The 1,144-nt window shown below is 35.4% G+C and carries 1 protein-coding gene; it reads left to right on the top strand.

Features of this window, described 5'->3' with window-relative positions:
• Positions 1 to 127: 127 nt before the first annotated feature.
• Positions 128 to 1,144: acyltransferase (locus tag CH76_RS13295; protein ID WP_036147397.1), on the top strand; the 1,017-nt coding region annotated here is incomplete at its 3' end.

The following is a 1,144-nucleotide window of genomic DNA, read 5'->3' as shown; positions in this document are numbered from 1 at the left end:
TATAGGGGGTATTTTTTATGCTCACATAGGTTATTACTCCTTTTTAATTTTCTTATATTGGAAATTAAATGTTTTTTTGCTATACTATATGGCGTCGTTTAATAAAAACTAGAAAGTAGCGTGAAAAATGGAAAATCAGTCGCGTTTTGTCTTTATTGATTATTTAAGGGCATTCGCTATTATTGGTGTGGTGCTGTTGCACGTGGCCTCACCTTATTTATATTTATACGGAGATGTTAGTATGGCTGCCTGGCAAGTCGGCAATATTTTTGACTCCCTCGTGCGCTGGTGTGTGCCTATCTTCTTTATGATTAGCGGGGCATTATTACTACGTAGTAACAAAGAGCCTTCACTTAAGGAAATTGGCGTAAAAACGTTTACGCGCCTTGGCATCCCTTTTTTAATTTGGAGCGTGGTGTACTATAGCTATAAGTTATATAAGGGCGTGTTTGATTTTGGTATCGCCGACTTTTTTAAACGCTTAATTAATGATGGCATTCAGTATCATTTTTGGTACATATATGCGCTTATCCCGATTTACTTAATTGCGCCATTATTAACAAAATGGATCCAACGTTTAACGGATAAGCAACTCATTTACTTAATGACAATTGGTTTTATTACTGTGTCACTTTTACCCGCATGGAACTTTGCAATGGAAGACATTAAAGTAACAAACTACACGCCAATTAAAGAATATTTTTATTTATTTTTATTAGGCTATGTGCTGTTCCGTATTGATTTTACTAAACGCGCACGGTTGTTTATTTACTGCCTAGGGGCGCTAGGTGCAGTGTTAACTATTATACTAACGACACATTTCACTGCCGCTAAAGGTAGCTTTGAAGGTTTCTTCTATTATTACCATAGCCCAACGGTTATTTTAATGGGGATTGCACTCTTTACATGGACAAAGCAAGTTTGCAAGCAACCCAATGCCATTATTCAGGCGATTAGTGCCACAAGTTTTGGTGTTTATTTTGTACATTTACTCGTGCTAGATTTAATTGAGCCTTACTTTATCCAACATATTATTAATACAAATCTATTAATTGCCATTCCAGTTAATACGGTATTTGTATTACTTTCATCTATGCTTGTGATTGGTGTTTTATATAAAATACCGAAGCTCAAACCATATATT

It is taken from the genome of Lysinibacillus sp. BF-4, assembly GCF_000743635.1.
Taxonomy (GTDB): Bacteria; Bacillota; Bacilli; order Bacillales_A; family Planococcaceae; genus Metalysinibacillus; species Metalysinibacillus saudimassiliensis.
This window is presented reverse-complemented; position numbering and strand designations above follow the sequence as displayed.